Source organism: Isosphaeraceae bacterium EP7, from assembly GCA_038400315.1.
In the GTDB taxonomy this organism is placed as follows: Bacteria; Planctomycetota; Planctomycetia; order Isosphaerales; family Isosphaeraceae; genus EP7.
Genome location: CP151667.1, coordinates 2,282,210 through 2,298,770, shown reverse-complemented (window position 1 = coordinate 2,298,770; position 16,561 = coordinate 2,282,210). Strand labels below are relative to the sequence as shown.

Annotated in this window: 11 protein-coding genes; 9 read left to right on the top strand and 2 right to left on the bottom strand. The window is 68.5% G+C overall.

All coding sequences use genetic code 11. The features are described from left to right. Positions 1–166 precede the first annotated feature (166 nt). The 4 genes from EP7_RS08845 (at position 167) to EP7_RS08830 (ending at position 7,698) form a co-directional block, all read left to right on the top strand. The gene (locus EP7_RS08845) at positions 167–3,256 is read left to right on the top strand and encodes a PSD1 and planctomycete cytochrome C domain-containing protein (RefSeq protein ID WP_463527490.1); all 3,090 of its coding nucleotides are present in this window, start codon (positions 167–169) and stop codon (positions 3,254–3,256) included. A 20-nt stretch (positions 3,257–3,276) separates the two neighbouring features. Then, entirely contained in the window at positions 3,277–4,695 is a 1,419-nt protein-coding gene (locus EP7_RS08840) for a DUF1501 domain-containing protein (RefSeq protein ID WP_463527489.1), read from the top strand. A gap of 101 nt (positions 4,696–4,796) precedes the next feature. Beyond that, positions 4,797–6,386 carry a N,N-dimethylformamidase beta subunit family domain-containing protein gene (locus EP7_RS08835; RefSeq protein WP_463527488.1) on the top strand — a complete coding sequence of 530 codons (1,590 nt, stop codon included), beginning with the start codon at positions 4,797–4,799 and terminating at the stop codon, positions 6,384–6,386. Then, positions 6,379–7,698 (top strand): MFS transporter, encoded by a 1,320-nt coding sequence (locus EP7_RS08830; RefSeq protein ID WP_463527486.1) that lies wholly within the window; start codon positions 6,379–6,381, stop codon positions 7,696–7,698. The genes EP7_RS08835 and EP7_RS08830 overlap by 8 nt, the downstream gene beginning before the upstream one ends. Positions 7,699–7,759: 61 nt before the next feature. On the opposite strand, the gene EP7_RS08825 is transcribed toward EP7_RS08830, so the two are convergent. Then, on the bottom strand, positions 7,760–8,074 hold the full coding sequence (locus EP7_RS08825) for a plasmid stabilization protein (RefSeq protein WP_463527485.1): 315 nt from the start codon (positions 8,072–8,074) through the stop codon (positions 7,760–7,762). Between the two features lie 452 nt (positions 8,075–8,526). Between EP7_RS08825 and EP7_RS08820 the strand changes: the two genes are divergently transcribed. Then, the gene (locus tag EP7_RS08820) at positions 8,527–10,557 is read left to right on the top strand and encodes a M13 family metallopeptidase (RefSeq protein WP_463527484.1); all 2,031 of its coding nucleotides are present in this window, start codon (positions 8,527–8,529) and stop codon (positions 10,555–10,557) included. 95 nt (positions 10,558–10,652) lie between these two features. On the opposite strand, the gene EP7_RS08815 is transcribed toward EP7_RS08820, so the two are convergent. After that, positions 10,653–11,444 carry an inositol monophosphatase family protein gene (locus tag EP7_RS08815; RefSeq protein WP_463527483.1) on the bottom strand — a complete coding sequence of 264 codons (792 nt, stop codon included), beginning with the start codon at positions 11,442–11,444 and terminating at the stop codon, positions 10,653–10,655. Positions 11,445–12,130: 686 nt separating this feature from the next. Here EP7_RS08815 and EP7_RS08810 point away from each other — a divergent pair. The 4 genes from EP7_RS08810 (at position 12,131) to EP7_RS08795 (ending at position 16,557) form a co-directional block, all read left to right on the top strand. Further along, positions 12,131–12,844 carry a PTS sugar transporter subunit IIA gene (locus tag EP7_RS08810; protein WP_463527482.1) on the top strand — a complete coding sequence of 238 codons (714 nt, stop codon included), beginning with the start codon at positions 12,131–12,133 and terminating at the stop codon, positions 12,842–12,844. Positions 12,845–12,848: 4 nt separating this feature from the next. Continuing rightward, entirely contained in the window at positions 12,849–14,855 is a 2,007-nt protein-coding gene (locus EP7_RS08805; RefSeq protein WP_463527481.1) for a proton-conducting transporter transmembrane domain-containing protein, read from the top strand. 137 nt (positions 14,856–14,992) lie between these two features. Continuing rightward, positions 14,993–15,916 carry a respiratory chain complex I subunit 1 family protein gene (locus EP7_RS08800; protein WP_463527480.1) on the top strand — a complete coding sequence of 308 codons (924 nt, stop codon included), beginning with the start codon at positions 14,993–14,995 and terminating at the stop codon, positions 15,914–15,916. Next, positions 15,913–16,557: an NADH-quinone oxidoreductase subunit K gene (locus EP7_RS08795; protein ID WP_463527479.1), complete on the top strand. Its 645-nt coding sequence runs from the start codon at positions 15,913–15,915 to the stop codon at positions 16,555–16,557. The genes EP7_RS08800 and EP7_RS08795 overlap by 4 nt, the downstream gene beginning before the upstream one ends. The last annotated feature ends 4 nt before the right edge of the window (positions 16,558–16,561 follow it).

Sequence of the window (16,561 nt, the reverse complement as noted above, 5' to 3'; positions counted from 1 at the left end):
CGCACGGATGCTTGAGTGTAGCAGCTGGCAACCACCCACGCACGACCGAGTCGCGCAAGGGGAGGGCCCGCGGGCCTGCCGGTGGGTTGCGTCGGGCACCTCGGACGTATTAAAGTCGCTGAATTGCCCCTGCGCAAACCGTCCGACCCCACCGAGGCCCCGCCCCATGCGAAGCGCCCGCACCGTGGCGGCACTCGCCCTGATGGCAATCTCGATGCGCGACGCGGCGGCCGCCGGGCCTCGGCCCGAGCCTTCGCCGGGCCGTGCTGTGATGGCGCTGCTGAAGGCCCGCTGCGTGAAGTGCCACGGGCCGGGCAAGCACGAGGCTGAGCTGAACCTGAGCACGCCCAAGGGCCTGGCCCGCGGCGGGGAGTCGGGCGAGGCCGTCGTCCGCGGCAAGCTCGACGAGAGCCTGCTCTGGGAACGCGTGGCGGCCGACGAAATGCCGCCGAAGGATCCCCTGGACGAGTCCGAGAAGGCCCTGCTCAAAAGCTGGATCGAACGAGGAGCCCCTGGCCTCCCCGAGCCCTCACCGGGCGAGCCCGCAGGCGCCGACCACTGGGCGTTCAAGCGACTGGAACGACCCGAGGTCCCGGCGGCGGTCGACCCGTCTCGCGTCGCCAACCCGATCGACCACTTCATCCAGGCGGCCCTGGATGCCGCGGCCCCGGGCGTCGGGCTTACCGATGTGGCCGATCGCGCCACGCTCCTCAGGCGGGTCTCATTCGACCTGACCGGGCTCCCCCCCACGCCCGCCGAGATGGACGCCTACGCCGCCGACGCCGGCGCGGACGCCCACGCGCGGATGGTCGATCGACTGCTGGCCAGCCCGCGGCTCGGCGAGCGCTGGGGCAAGCGGTGGCTTGACGCCGCCGGATATGCCGAATCCAACGGCCACTTCAGCGCCGACTCCGAGAGGCCGCTCGCCTGGCGGTATCGCGACTACGTCGTCCGATCGTTCAATGACGATGTGCCGCTCGACCAGTTCGTCCGCGAGCAACTCGCGGGCGATGAGATCGCAGGCTATAAGCCCGGTATGACGGTCACGCCGGAGGTGATCCGGCTGCTGGAGGCGACCCACTTCCTGCGCAACTCGCAGGACGGCACCGGCGAGAGCGACGGTAACCCCGACGAGGTGCGTGCCGACAAATATGCGGCCCTGGAAGGCGCCGAGCAGATCCTCGCATCGTCTCTAATGGGCATGACCTTCCAGTGTGCGCGATGCCACGACCACAAGTTCGAGCCGATCAGCCACCATGACTATTATCGACTCCAGGCCGTGCTCGCCCCGGCCTTCGATCTCAACGCCTGGGTCAAGCCCAACGACCGCGTCGTCGAGGCCCCGCTTGCCGCCGACCTGGCTCGCTGGGAGGCCAATTCCAGGCGCATCGATGCCGACCTGGCCAGGATGAACGCCGACCATCGGGCCTGGCTCCGCGAGAACCGCGAGGCCGGCATCCTGGCCTTCCGCGAAGACTTTGACGACCCCGCCGCGCTCGCGTCTCGCTGGTCGCCCCGCGCACCCGGGGACGATGCCCCCGCGGGGACGCCGCCGGTGACGCTGGGCGAAGCCCCCGCCCCTTCGGCCGCCGTGCGTGGCGGACGGCTTCATCTCAACGAATCGGGCGGCGCCGGGAACCGCTGGCTCTCCACCGTCGAGTCGTTCGACTGGACCCCCGAGGCCGAGGGGGACTGGATCCAGGCGACCTTCGACCTCGACGCCGCGGAAGTCGGCGGCAAGGCGGCCGAACGCATCGGCTATTACATCGGCTTGCGCGACTTCAACGACAGCGACGCGGTGCCGGGCGGGAACATCCTGCTCGACGGCGACCCCGCGGGCGGGGCCACGGTGACGGTCGATTATCCGGGCTCCGACGCGAAACCCTCCGGAAAGGTCGGGTCCACCGGATATGCCTCGGGCCGGAACTACGGCGTCCGTGTGACCAATGCTGGGAAGGATAAATTCCGGGTCGAGCAGGTGGTCGACGGCGTTCCCGAGGAGCCCGCCGTCACGCTCGACAAGATCGACCTGCCCGACGGCGGCTTCGGCTTCGAGTATTGCTGCGGACGTAGCTTCGTCGTCGGCCGCCTGAGGGTCGAGACGCGCGACCGATCGGCGGATCCGACCGGGGCGAAGGCCAAGGAACGGGCCGATCGCGTGAAGGCGTTCGACGCCTCGATCAAGGCGAAGTGGTCCGAGCGCGGCGAGCGGCCGGGCCGCATCGCCTGGGTCACGGACATGACGCCGGCCGGATCGCCGGTCCACCTACTGCTGCGAGGGAACTACTCGACGCCCGGCCCCGTTGTGGAGCCCGGTGCGCCCGCGGTTCTCTGCGACCCCGACAACACCCTGACGATCGAGCCCCCAGGATCGGCGACCACCGGCCGACGGCTGGCCCTGGCCCGCTGGCTGACGAAGCCGGGCTCGCGGGCGTCATCCTTGCTAGCCCGAGTGCTGGTCAACCGGATCTGGCAGGACCATTTCGGCACCGGCCTTGTGGCAACGCCCGACAACTTCGGGATCGCGGGCGCGGAGCCGTCGCATCCGGAGCTGCTCGAATATCTGGCCGCCGAGCTGGTGGCCGGCGGCTGGCGGCAGAAGCCGATCCATCGCCTGATCCTGAGTTCGAGGGCCTATCTCCAGTCGTCGAAGCCCCGTCCCGACCTCGATCCGCTCGACCCCGACGCCCGCCTGCTGGGCCGGTTCCCGCTGCGTCGGCTCGATGCCGAGGCGATCCGGGACGCCATGCTTGCGGCCTCTGGCGAGCTGGATGACAGGCCGGGGGGCCCCTCGGTGCAGACCAATCGCGACGGTGCGGGGGAAGTCCTCGTCCCCGAGGCGGCCGAGGGCTCGCACCGCCGTTCGGTCTATTTCCAGCAGCGGCGGACTCAGATGCTGAGCCTGCTCGACGTCTTCGACGCCCCTTCGATCGTCACGAGCTGCACCGTGCGGCAGCCCTCGACGATCCCGCTGCAATCGCTGAGCCTGCTCAACTCCGAGTTCGCGGCCGCACGCGGCCGGGGCCTGGCCGATCGCCTGGTGCGCGAGGCTGGAGCCGACCAGACCGCCAGGGTGCATCTGGCCTTCCGGATCGTCGCGGGCCGCCCGCCCGACGACGACGAGCTGGCCGCCGCGAATGCGTTCCTGGCCGAGCAGCCGGCCCGCTACCCCGGCGGCCCGGGTGCCGATGCCCGCGCCTGGGCCGACTTCTGCCAGATGCTGCTGGCGAGCAACGCATTTCTCTATGTCGAATGAACGCGGAGGCCCGACGAACCATGGCCGGCATCTTCGACGCATCAAACCCGTTCGCCCTCAACCGGCGAGCCTTCCTCGGCCGGTCCGCCGGCGCGCTCGGGCCGCTGGCACTGGCCCATCTGCTGGGCGAGGGGACATCTCGCGCCGGCTCGACGAAGTCGTCGTCGCTGGAGACGCCCGGCAAGGCGAAGTCGGTGATCTGCCTGTTCCAGCATGGCGGCCCGAGCCAGATGGACCTGTTCGACGCCAAGCCCGAGCTTCAGAAGAGGAACGGCCAGCCCTATCCCGGCTCGCTGGAAATCCACTTCGACAAGCAGGCCGGCAACCTGCTGGGCTCGCCGTTCAAGTTCCGGCCGGCCGGCAAGTCGGGCGTCGAGCTTTCCGAGCTGCTGCCGCACACGGCCGGGGTGGTCGATGATCTCTGTCTGATCCGCTCGATGCAGACCGACTCGGTCGACCACGAGGCGGCCCTTCGCCTGATCCACACCGGGAAGATTCAGGCCGGCAGGCCGACGCTCGGTTCGTGGGTGATCTACGGGCTCGGCTCGGAAAATCGGGAGATGCCGGCCTATGTCGTGCTGTCGGACCCCGGCGGCCTGCCGGTCGACGGCGTGCGCAACTGGTCGTCTGGCTGGTTGCCCGCGGTCTATCAGGGGACCAGCTTCCGCTCGGGGGCCTCGCCGGTCCTGAATCTAGCCACCCCGGAAGGCGTTTCGGCCGAGGCTCGACGCGGCCAGCTCGGGCTGCTCGACTCGCTGAACCGGGCCCACCTGGGTCGGCACTCCGGCAACGACGAGTTGGAGGCCCGCATCGCCAATTTCGAGACCGCTGCGCGGATGCAGACGGCCGTCCCCGGCGCGCTCGACCTGTCGGGCGAGTCGGCCGAGACGAAGCGGCTTTACGGCCTGGACAACCCGGCGAGCCAGGAATATGGCACCCGCTGCCTGCTGGCCCGCCGGCTGGTCGAGCGAGGCGTTCGGTTCGTCCAGCTCTTCCTCAACAGCCAGCCCTGGGACACGCACAGCAAGAATGCCGAGAGCCTGAAAGGCCTCTGCGCCCGCACCGACCAGCCGAGCGCGGCCTTAGTCACCGACCTGAAGCGTCGCGGGCTGCTGGATAGCACGATCGTGCTCTGGACCGGCGAGTTCGGCCGGCTGCCGGTCTCGCAGGGGGCCGACGGCCGCGACCACAACCGGCACGCCTTCTCGCTCTGGCTGGCCGGCGGCGGCTTCAAGGCGGGGCACGTCCACGGGAAGACTGACGAGTTCGGCTACAAGTCGGTCGAGGACGTGGTCAGCGTCTACGACTTACAGGCCACGATCCTGCGGGCGATGGGTCTCGACCACCGCCGGCTGACGCACCCGCACGACGGCCGCGACGATAGCCTGACCGATGCTGAGGTGACCCACGCCAAGGTCGTCCCCGCCCTGCTCGCCTGAGGCCCCCACGTGCCAGCCCCTGGACCGGCCCGCCGCCGCGTGGCATAACCTTGCCGGCGGCCGGGCGTTCCGGCCAGATTGCGCGGGCGGAGCTGGATCTGATGCTGGTCGGATATGTGAGCGATGAGCGGTATGTGGCCCTCCCCGACGTGCTGCTCGAATTCGAGGGCCCCTCGATCGTCGGCTCCGTCGAGGCTCGATCGCGGGCCACAGGCGCCGTCTACGCAGACGTCCCGCCGGGCACTTATCGGGTCACGCTGTCGAAAGCGGGATTCGGCTCCAAGCGTTCGATCGTGCAGGTGGCCGAAGGATTGCCGCACCACTTCCGACTGCTGGCCGACGGCTTGATGGGCTATGCCTGGCCCAAGTGGGTGCGGGGCGGCGAGTCTTCGGAGTTCCGCGTCCATTCCGTCGAAGCCTATACGCTGGGCCTCTGGAGGATGGGCGCGACGGCCGAATTCATCAAGAACCTCGGCTGGTTCGACGAGCACGGCCCGCGCGCCACGATGCAGATCACGCCCGACGGCGACTACTCGCGTACCGGCGTGGGCTGGAACACGCAGGGCTATACCAGCCCCGCACACAAGCAGTTCGTGGCCGCGCCGGAACGATCGGGCCTCTACTATTTCCGGGCCCAGACGAAGTCGGGGCTCGACTTCTCGTTTCCCTGGATCGTCGCCCCCGCGGAACCCACCGCGGACGTCGCCGTGCTGGCGTCGAACCTGACCTGGAACGCATACAACAGCTTCGGCGGCCGGAGCAACTACATCAATCCCGACCGCCTGCCCGAGACGCCCACCGTCAACTCGCGGCAGGAGCTGCGGCGGTACACCGACCCGGACAACATCGCCTACGGGGTCGACGAGTATGCCCCGCTGTCGATGGACCGGCCCGAGGCGATCAACCACATCGACCAGGGCGAGGAGCCCGATGATCCCATCGAGGGGCGGGCCGCGTGCCACCTGGCCCCGGCCGAGTGGAGGCTGCTGGCCTGGCTCGAACGCGAGGAGTTCGACTACGACTATTATGCCGAGACGCAACTCGATTCCGGGGACCTCGACCTGGACCGCTATCGCGTCCTGATCATCAGCACGCACCCCGAGTACTGGACCCGCCGCATGTTCGATCGCGTGCGCGACTGGGTGAACACACGCGGCGGGCGCCTGATGTACCTGGGTGGCAACGGGGTGAACTGCGAGGTCGAGCTGCTCGACGAATTCACGGCCGTCTACAAGAATGGCGACGCCCGCGAGGTGACGAGTCGCAAGCTTGAAGGCCGTTTCCACCTGTCGGGCGACTCGGAGGCGAGCCTCCTCGGGGTGGTCTTCGACGAGCGCGGGATCATGACGGGCGCCCCCTATCGCGTGGTCGATGCCGACCATTGGGTGTTCGAAGGCACGGGGCTGGACGAGGGGGACCTGTTCGGCACCCAGAGCCTGCACATGCGCTGCCCGGGGGGAGCTTCGGGCCACGAGACCGACAAGGTCTCGCCCAGCTCTCCGGCCGGTGTGCATGTCATCGCCAAGGGGACGAATCCGGGCGACGGCGGGGCCGACATGGTGCAGTTTGACGTCGAAGGGGGCGGCTCGGTCTTCTCAGCCGGCTCGATCGCCTATCCCGCCGCGCTGCTGGTCGATGAGCACATCTCCGCAATCACGGCCAATGTCCTGGGGCGATTCCTTGATGAGTGAAGCTGCCGCAGGCCCGGCCTTGCCGACGAGGGTGCGCCACCTGGTGCTGGGGTCGCTCGCGGCCCTGACGGTGCATGCCTACCTGACGCGGGTCTGCCTGGCCCCGGCGGCCTCGACGATCCAGGCCGACCTGCGCCTCTCCAACGCGAGCATGGGCTGGGTCCTCGGCGCGTTCGCGATGGGGTACTGGGCGCAGGTCCCCGGGGGCTGGCTGGGTGCCAGGCTCGGCGCACGCTGGGGCCTGTCGCTGGCCTGCCTCGTCTGGTCATTGGCAACGATCGCCACGGCGCTCGCCGGGTCGGCTGGCCTCCTCTGGTGGTCGAGGCTGGCGGTCGGGCTGGGGCAGGCGGTGCTCTTCCCGGTGGCCAACGCGGCGGTCTCGTCCTGGTATCCGCGGGCCAGGCGTGGCTCGGCAAGCTCGGTCATCACGTCATTCATGTCGGTCGGCGGCGTGCTGGGGAGCGGCCTGACCATCCGCCTGATGGGCCCCCTGGGCTGGCGGCCTGCGTTCCTGATCTTCGGGATCGCGGGGGTCATCGCCTCCGCGGTCTTCGCGGCCTGGTATCGGAACCTTCCCGGCGAGCACCCCGCGGTCAACGACGCCGAGCGGGCCTTGATCCTCGACGGTGTCGCCCCAGCGCCAGAGGAGCCGAGTGAGCCGATGGCGGCTGTCTTCTTGCAGATGCTGAGGTCGCCCACGATGGGGGCGCTCTGCCTCCAGCACTTCTTCCGATCGTTCGGCTACTTTTTCTTCGTCACCTGGTTCCCGACGTTCCTGGAGCGGGGCTACGGGGTCAGCCGAGAGCGGGCCGGTGAGCTGAACATGCTGCCGCTGGCGGGCGTGGTCGCGGGCAGCTTCGCGGGAGGTTGGGCGGTCGATCGGGTCTATCGCCTGACGGGTAAGCTCTGGGCCAGCCGCAGCGGCGTGGCCGCGGGCTCGCTCCTGCTTTGCGCGCTGGCCACCGCATGTGCCGCGATGGCACCGGCGGGGGGAACCGTCTGGGTGGTGGCCCTTGTCACGTTGGGCACATTCTTCTCGGGCTTCTCGGGCCCGGCGACCTGGGCGACCGCCATCGACGTCGGCGGCAAGTCGACCCCGCTTGTCTTCGCGGTGATGAATACGCTGGGAAATCTCGGGTCGGTGCTCTGCCCGATCATCGTGGGTTACCAGATCGACTCGATCACCAGGTCCGGAGGGAGCTGGACGCCGATCCTCCTGCTCTTCTCCTGCGTCTATCTGGCCGCGGCGTTGAGCTGGTTGGTCCTCGACCCCAACCGGCCGGTCATCGGCCCGGCCAGGCCGGCTTCATAACAGCCCGGCGCGGCGCCCGCCTGGGGCGTCGCGCCGGGCATTAAACGGCCTTGCCGATAATTCAGCCTGCGGCGGCCTCTCGGTTCCGCTTGCGGGTGGCGGCGGCTTTCTTGGCCGAGGCCGACCGCTCCTCGGGCGTGCGCTTGGAAGACGCGGCTCCGCCCTTCTTGCCGCCGGTCACGCTGGGTGTCGTGTCAACCTTCTTGCCCCGGCCGCTGCCCGACTTCTTGCCTCCGCCTGTCTCCTTGTTGACCGTGGCCCAGGCCCGCGCCTCGGCGACATTCTCGGGTGTGCCTCGCTCCTCGTAGCTTTCGGCGATGTGCTCAGCCTGCCGCTTCTGCTTGTCGGTGTACTTGGATTTGTCACCCTTGGGCATCACAACCTCCGTCGCGAGGTCAGCGGGATCTGGGAATCGATACGACCGCATATTTAGCAATCCGCATGCCAGAATCGGGCGTCGGCCTCGTCGAATTGCGTCTCGATGTCTCATCACTCGGGTAGGCCGACGATCGGTCCGTACTGGCCGAGGTGCGCTCCCTGGTCGGGTCATCTCGGGCCGCGACCTTCGCCCGGACTTTCGCCTCCGAATGGCGTGACGGTGGACGCCCTCTGGCGGTCAAGTCGTTGGCGGATTGCGCCTTCCTCGGGGGGACTCCGGGTGTCGGGGCGAGCCAGGCCGGGCGATTCGAATCATTGACGGACCGACGAGCCGGGCGACTAGAATGGCACGGCACAACGGCGGTCGCGACGTTCGATCCGGCCGCGTTTCCCCGAATCGGGGCGAAGAGGCCGGGCCTCGGACCACACATCCAAAGGAGTTTCGTCAGGATGAAACGCACTCTTCCCGCCGCGGCGGCCCTGGGCCTGCTCGGCCTGGGCCTGGCATTCGCGGCCGACGTCAGGCCCGCGGCGACTCGCTCGGGAATCGACCTGAAGGAGGGAGACCCCAAGGTCGCCCCGCAGGATGACCTCTACAGGCACGTCAACGGCAAGTGGCTGGCCGAGGCCGTCATCCCGCCCGATCGGTCGTCCGACGGGGCCTTCTACAAGCTCAGGGATCAGGCCGAGGCCGACCTTCGCGTGATTATCGAGGAGGCCGCCGCCAAGTCCGACAGCACGCCCGAGGCCCGCAAGGTCGGTGATCTCTTCGCCAGTTACCTCGACGAGAAGGCCATCGAGGCCAAGGGCCTGACGCCGATCGCCGAGGAGCTTGCCCTGGTCAACTCGGTGACCGACAAGGCAAGCTTGCTCAAGGCGATGGGCACGCTCCAGCGCACCGGGGTGGACGGCCTCTTCGGCCTCTATGTTGACACCGACGCCAAGAAGTCGGATCGGTACATCGTTTATTTGAATCAGGGGGGGCTGGGCCTGCCCGACGAGGCCTACTACCGGGACGCCAAGTTCGAGCCCATCCGCAAGGCCTACACGCCGCACCTCAAGAAGATGTTCGAGCTGTCCGATCAGGCCGAGGCGGGCGCCGCGACCGACAAGGTGATGGCGCTGGAAACCCGGCTGGCCAAGGGTCATTGGGACCGGGTCAAGAGCCGCGACGACACCCTGACCTACAACAAGGTCGACCGCGACGCCCTGGCGAAGCTCGCGCCGGGCATCGATTGGGCCGTCTGGCTGGGCGCCATCGGCGCCGGCGACGTGCAGGAGCTCGTCGTTCGCCAGCCCGACTTCCTCACGGCGGCCGGCAAGGCGCTCGACGAGGTGCCGATCGACGACTGGAAGTCCTGGCTACGCTGGCATCTGGTGAAAGCCCGTGCGTCGCTGCTGACCAAGGCGCTCGTCGACGAAGATTTCGAGTTCGACGGCAAGGTGCTGACCGGGGCCCAGGAGCTGAAGCCGCGCTGGAAGCGTGCGGTGGGCGCCGTGGAGATGTCGCTGGGAGAGGCCGTGGGCAAGCTGTACGTAGCCAAGCACTTCCCCCCCGCCGCCAAGGCCCGGATGAATGAGCTGGTGGCCAACCTGGTCGAGGCTTATCGGCAGGACATCCAGACGCTTGAATGGATGAGCCCCGAGACGCGCACCAAGGCGCTGGAGAAGCTGGGCAAGTTCACCCCCAAGGTGGGCTATCCCGACAAGTGGCGCGACTATTCCAAGCTGGAAATCAGCCGCGACGACCTGGTGGGCAACATCAAGCGGGCCGTGGCCTTCGAGTTCAACCGCACGCTGGCAAAGCTCGGCAAGCCGGTCGACCGCCTGGAGTGGGGGATGACCCCGCAGACGGTCAACGCGTACTACAACCCGGGGATGAACGAGATCGTCTTCCCGGCGGCCATCCTCCAGCCCCCCTTCTTCGACCTGGACGGGGACGACGCCGCGAACTACGGCGGCATCGGCGCGGTGATCGGCCACGAGATCGGCCACGGCTTCGACGACCAGGGGTCGAAGTATGACGGCGAGGGGAATATGAAGGATTGGTGGACCGCCGCCGACCGGGCCGAGTTCGACGCCCGCGCCAAGAAGCTGATCGCGCAGTACGACGCCTTCGAGCCGGCGCAGCTACCTGGGCAGCACGTCAACGGCGCCCTGACCATCGGCGAGAACATCGGCGACCTCGGCGGCCTGACCATTGCCTACAAGGCCTACGCCCTGGCCCGCAAGGGGGCCACCGCGCCGGTGATCGACGGCTTGACCGGCGAGCAGAGGTTCTACATGGGCTGGGCGCAGGTCTGGCGGACCAAGCAGCGCGACGCCGAGCTTGCTCGCAGGCTGGCGACCGACCCGCACTCCCCGCCCGAGTTCCGCTGCAACGGCGTCGTCCGCAATATCCCCGAGTTCTACAAGGCGTTCGACGTCAAGCCGGGGAACAAGCTCTACCTCCCCCCCGAGCAGCGCGTCAGCATCTGGTGAGGTCAGGGGAGGACCGACCTTCTCTTTCGACGAGACGAACGACGGCGGCGTGCTCCCGGGGAGGGCACGCCGCCGTCGTCTCGTGAAGGTCCCGATCAGTCAGGCCAGTGGATGCGGAGCACATCGTGCATCGCCTCGTGCACCAAGCCGTTGGTGGCCAGGATGCTCGACGGGGCCATGGGCAGGGACTTGTTCTGGCAGGTGGTGACGCGGCCCCCCGCCTCCTCGACAAAGAGGCGGCCGGCGGCGAAGTCCCAGGGTTGCAGGGTGTACTCGTAGAAGGCCCCGAAGATGCCGGTGCCGACCCAGCAGAGGTCCAGCGCCGCGGCGCCGAAGCGGCGGACTCCGTGGATTCCGTGCCGGCTCAGGTCGGCGATCGATGCCAGGGTCGCTTCCATCAAGGCCCCGCGGTCGTAGCCGAAGCCGGTGCCGACGACGATGTCCTCCAACCTGTCTTCCTCGCCCACGCGCACGAGTTTGCCGTTGTGGCGTGCGCCCTGGCCGCGGATCGCGGTGTACCAGGTGTCGTCGAGCGGGTTGTAGACAATCCCGCAGCTCGGCTCGCCCTTGTGGTAATAGGCGATCGAGACGGCGATGTGGGGGATCTTGTGGGCGAAGTTGTTGGTGCCGTCCAGCGGGTCGATGACCCAGAGATGCTCGGCGCCCGCGGCGTCTCCGCTGTGCTCCTCCTCGGCGAGGACGGCGTGGCCGGGAAAGGCCCTTCGAATCTCGGCGATGATGGCACGCTCGGCCTCGACGTCGGCGTCGGAGACGAGATTGCCGACATCCTTGGATCGCATGGTGACCCCCTCGCGGAAGTAGCGCGCCACGATGGCCCCGCCGAGACGCGCCGCGTCCTCGGCCACCTGGAATTCGGGGGTCGTCATTCGGCCTTCACCTCGTGAGGAGCGGTGGATTTCGCGGGCCCTCGGCCTCGCGCAAGGCCGCCATCGTAACCGAACGTCGGTCGGGCGACGACCTCGACGGCGGCCCGACGCTTGCCGGCTCGGGGGGGAGCAGGTCATCACGGCTCCGAGAATCAACGCGCCGAAGTTAAGCTCTGGCTTGACACTCGGTGATGACCTGCCGATGATTGGCGAAGACAGAAGTGAAGGGCCGGAGGAGTCTGAAGGTTCTAGGCCCGCAGACTCCCGAGGTGGTCCGCTGAAGGCGGATGACGGCTCGCCGATCGGCCTCGTTGTCCCGTTTGCCCCGTCCATCGGGGCCTGGCGGTGACGGCTGACGAGGTGACCCCGTCGCCGCATTTGGCCTCGATCGGTCCCTCCCCCGTTCCGCTCGCGGCCCCTCCCTTCTTTTTGCCCAGCATGGGCGTGCCCTCCCCCCCAGGCGCGCGATCCACCCGGAAGTCCTCAACGAGTCTCTCGACCCTTCTCCCCAATCGTGACGCCTATCGGCAACGGGGGCGGATCAGGTCTGGGAGATGGACGTGTGACCGAGACCGGGCCGGATCTGACGCTTGTTGATCGCCGACCGACTCTCCAAGGCTCTCGCGGACGGCCCGTCCGCGACCGACCTCATGGGGCGTTCGCCGGGGCGGGAGAAGTGCAAGGCGATGCAACAACTGACCGTCCGTGACGTGGCCGCCATCTTCAGGGTGCCCGAGTCCCACGTCTACAAGTGGGCCCACGACGAGGACCTTCCCTCGCGCCAGGTCGGCGGCCGGACCTACTTCGACCGCACTGAATTGCTTGAATGGGCCGGACTACACCGGATCCCGTTCGACGTCGGGTTGGTCAACGGCAAGAACAACGAAGGTCCGCCCGAGGAGACGCTCGCCGGGGCCCTGGCCACGGGCGGCCTGATCCAGGGGGTCGAAGGCTCGACGAAGGCCGAGGTCTTCGCCGCACTCGTCCGTCGCCTCAACCTTCCCGATGGGGCGGACCGGGGCGCAGTCGAAGAACTGCTGATGGCCCGCGAGTCGGTCGGCTCGACCGCCGTGGGGGACGGCATCGCCATCCCTCATCCGCGTCAGCCGTTGGTGCTGGGCGGGTTCGGATGCCCATCGCTGACCATCTGCCAGCTCGCCGCGCCGCTCGCCTTCGACGCGCCCGACGGGCTGCCGGTCCAGACCCTCTTCGTGCTGATCAGCCCGACAATCCGGTCTCATCTCAGGGTGCTCGCCCGGCTGTCCCGGGCGTTGCAGGAACCCTCGCTACGCCAGGCCTTGAAGCGGCGGGCGCCGCTCGAGCAGCTCGCCGAGGAGCTGCGACGGGTGGACGAATCGTCCTCGCCCACGTCCGCCGTGACCGCCGGGGAGCCCGCCTAAGGATATGGATACCTTACTGATCGCCCTGTCCGTGATGCTCGGCGGCGGCGTCCTTTCGATACTCTCGGGGCCCAGGCCCCGCCTGGCGACCTGGCTCGGCGCGGGCGGCTCGCTAGTCGGTTGCCTGATCGGCCTGGCTCCTGTGGTCGACTCGATCGTCTACTCCCGTTCGTCCACGTTCCATCGTCCCTGGTCGGTGCCCTATGGCTCGCTCTGGCTGACGCTCGACCCGCTCTCGGCCTGGTTCGCGCTGCCGATCCTGGTTCTCAGCGGAGTCGCCGCGGTCTACGGGGCGACCTATCTGATGGAGCACCGTGGCGAGCGTTCGCTGGGCTTCTCCTGGCTGATGTACAACGTCCTGACGGCCAGCATGCTCGCCGTCGTCCTGTCGCGCAACGGCATCCTGTTCCTCGTCGCCTGGGAGGTGATGTCGATCTCCTCCTACTTCCTCGTCGTCTTCGACGATGAGGACGCGCAGGTGATCGAGGCGGGGCGTACCTATCTGATCGCGACCCACCTGGGGACGGCCTTCCTATTCGCCTTCTTCGCGATCCTGGGCCAGGGCGCCGGCTCGCTCGACTTCGACGCCATCGCCGCGGCGTCGCCCAAGCTGGCGGCCGGCACGGCGAGCGTCCTGTTCGTGCTGGCGGTCATCGGCTTCGGCACCAAGGCCGGATTCATGCCCATGCATGTCTGGCTGCCCGAGGCGCACCCCGCGGCCCCCAGTCACGTCTCGGCGGTCATGTCCGGCGTGATGGTCAAGACGGGCATCTACGGCATCATCCGCACCCTGACCCTGCTGCCGGCGGGACCCGCCTGGTGGGGCTGGCTCCTGGTGGGCATCGGTGTGCTCTCGGGCGTCTGGGGCATCCTGTTCGCCGCGACCCAGCAGGATATCAAGCGGCTACTGGCGTATAGCACGGTCGAGAACATCGGCATCATCGCTCTGGGGCTGGGCATCGGCCTCGTCGGCGTCTCCGGCAACATGCCCTCGGTGGCGGTCCTGGGGTTCTCCGGGGCGCTGCTGCACGTCCTGAATCACGCCCTGTTCAAGGGGATGCTTTTCCTGGGGGCCGGCGCCCTGGTGCACGCCACCGGGACCCGTCAGATCGACCGGCTGGGCGGACTTGCCAAGACGATGCCGCTGCTCTCGGGCCTGTTCGTGCTGGGCGCGGTGGCCATCTGCGGGTTGCCCCCGTTGAACGGGTTCGCCGGCGAGTTCCTTATCTATCTGGGCGCGTTCCGCGGCCACATGGAATCGGGCAACCTCTACGCGGTGCCGTCCGCGGTGGTGGTCGGGGCCCTGGCCCTGATCGGCGGGCTGGCGGCGTTGACGTTCGCCAAGGTCATCGGGATCGTCTTCCTGGGCTCTCCCCGAACCGAAGACGCGGTCAACGCCCATGCCCCTGGGCTGGGCCTGACCGGGCCGATGGCCGTGCTGGGCCTGCTCTGCGTGGCGGTGGGGCTCGGCTCCCCGCGGATCGCCGAGGTGTTGGCCCCGGTCGCTGCGGGCGTCGCCAAGCTGGCGCCCGACCGGGTGGTCCCCGCGACGGCCGAGGTGGCCCCCGCGCTGACCTCGGTCGTGACGGTCTCGGGCCTGCTGCTCGTCCTGGTCGCCTCGCTCTACGGCCTGCGGGCCTTGCTGTTCCGCAACCGTGAGGTCGCAACCTCGACGACCTGGGGCTGCGGCTACCAGGGCGGTACCCCCCGGATCCAGTACACGGGCTCGTCGTTCGTCGAGCCGCTGGGCACCTTCTTCGCCGGCGTCTTCCGCGAGCGGCGGAGCATCGTCCCCTCGACCGGCCTTTTCCCGGCGCCCGGGTCGTACTCCAGCGAGATGCCCGACGTGGCGACCGAGCTGATCTATCGGCCGGCATTCCGGGGTGTCGGCCGCGTCGCCGACCTGATGCGCTGGATCCAGAATGGCCAGACTCACCTCTACATCCTTTATGTGGCCCTGACGCTCATCGTGCTCCTGGTCTGGTACCTGGGGCTGGTGATGCCGACCTGAGCCGCCCCGGCCTCGCGCCCGGTTGCTTGCGACGCGACGAGATCAACGAGAATGGGACGTGTCGGAGCCGCATCGCATCGAATCGCGATGCCTCGGCGCCCGACGTGGTGGCGGATGTCTCACGGATCAAACCTTCCATGAATGTCTCGTCCTTCCTGCCACCGCTGCTGGCCCTGACGCTGGCGCCCCTGCTGCTGGGCGTGACCAACCGGACGAAGGCCCTCTTCGCCGGCCGTGCCGGGGCCCCGTTACTCCAGGCGTATCACGACCTCTGGAAGCTGCTGCGCAAGGGGACGGTCTACAGCAACGTGACCACCTGGGTCTTCCGGGCCGGTCCCGTCGTCGGCCTGGGCGCGATGCTGGCGGCCATCGCCCTGGTTCCGCTGGGCGGCTGCCGGTCGCCCATCTCATTCGAGGGCGACCTGCTGCTGCTGGCCTATCTGCTGGGCCTGGCCCGGCTGTTCACCGTGCTCGCAGCGCTGGACACCGGCTCGCCGTTCGAGGGGATGGGGGCCAGCCGCGAGGTGTTCTTCTCGGCCTTGGCCGAGCCCGCGCTGCTGCTTGGCCTGGTCGCCGTCTCCCGCGAGACCGGAAGCATCTCGCTGTCGGGCATCAATCAGGCGATCTCATTGCACGTCTGGGGCCACTCGGGCCTGGTGCTCGGGCTGGTCGCGGTGGTCTTGATGATCGTCTTCCTGGCGGAGAACTCGCGGATCCCGGTGGACGACCCCAACACCCACCTGGAGCTGACGATGATCCACGAGGTGATGGTGCTCGACCACGGCGGTCCCGACCTCGCCTTCATCCTCTACGGGGCGGCGTTGAAGCTCTGGATGCTGGGGTCATTGATCGTCGGCCTGGTCATCCCGTTCCACTTCGGCATCCCGGCGCTCGACCTGACGGTGGCCGTGGCGGGGATGATCGCCCTGGCGGTAGCCCTGGGGGTGATCGAGTCGACAATGGCCCGGCTGCGGATGATGCGGGTGCCCGAGCTCCTCATCGGCGCGGTGACGCTGGCCGGCCTGGCCCTGGTCCTCGAACACGGGGGGGTGGTCTCTTGAAGTCCCTGATCGATCCGCTGCTGGTGGTGGTGGCCCTGCTGAACCTGGCGATGCTGGTGACGGGCCGCCTGCGGGCGTGCATCCGGCTGGCGGCCTGGCAGGGGGTGGCCCTCGGCGTGCTCGCCCTGCCGCTGTCGCACGACGGCGTCGGATTTCGGCTGGTGGCCGTGGCCATCATCACCATCGCGCTGAAGGGCTGGTTGTTCCCGACCCTGCTGCTGAGGGCGACGCGCACGGCCGACGTGAAGCACGAGACGGAGCCCTACGTCGGGCTGGCGGCGTCGGCGATGGCGGGCGTGGGCATGCTGATGTTGTCGGTCTGGCTGGGGAGCCGGTTCGAGCTGCCGGTCCCCACCACGTCCCCGCTGGTTCTGCCGATGGCCTTCTTCTCGGTGCTGGTGGGCCTCTTCCTGATCATTTCCCGCCGCACGGCGGTGATGCAGGTGGTGGGCTATCTCGTGCTCGAGAACGGCATCTTCATCTTCGGCGTCGCGATGGCCCACGAGGAGCCGTTCCTGGTGGAGATGGGCGTGCTGCTCGACGTCTTCGTGGCGGTCTTCGTCATGGGGATCGCCATCTTCCACATCAGCCGCGAGTTCGACCACATCGACGTCGACCAGCTTTCCACGCTGAGGGACTGAATCG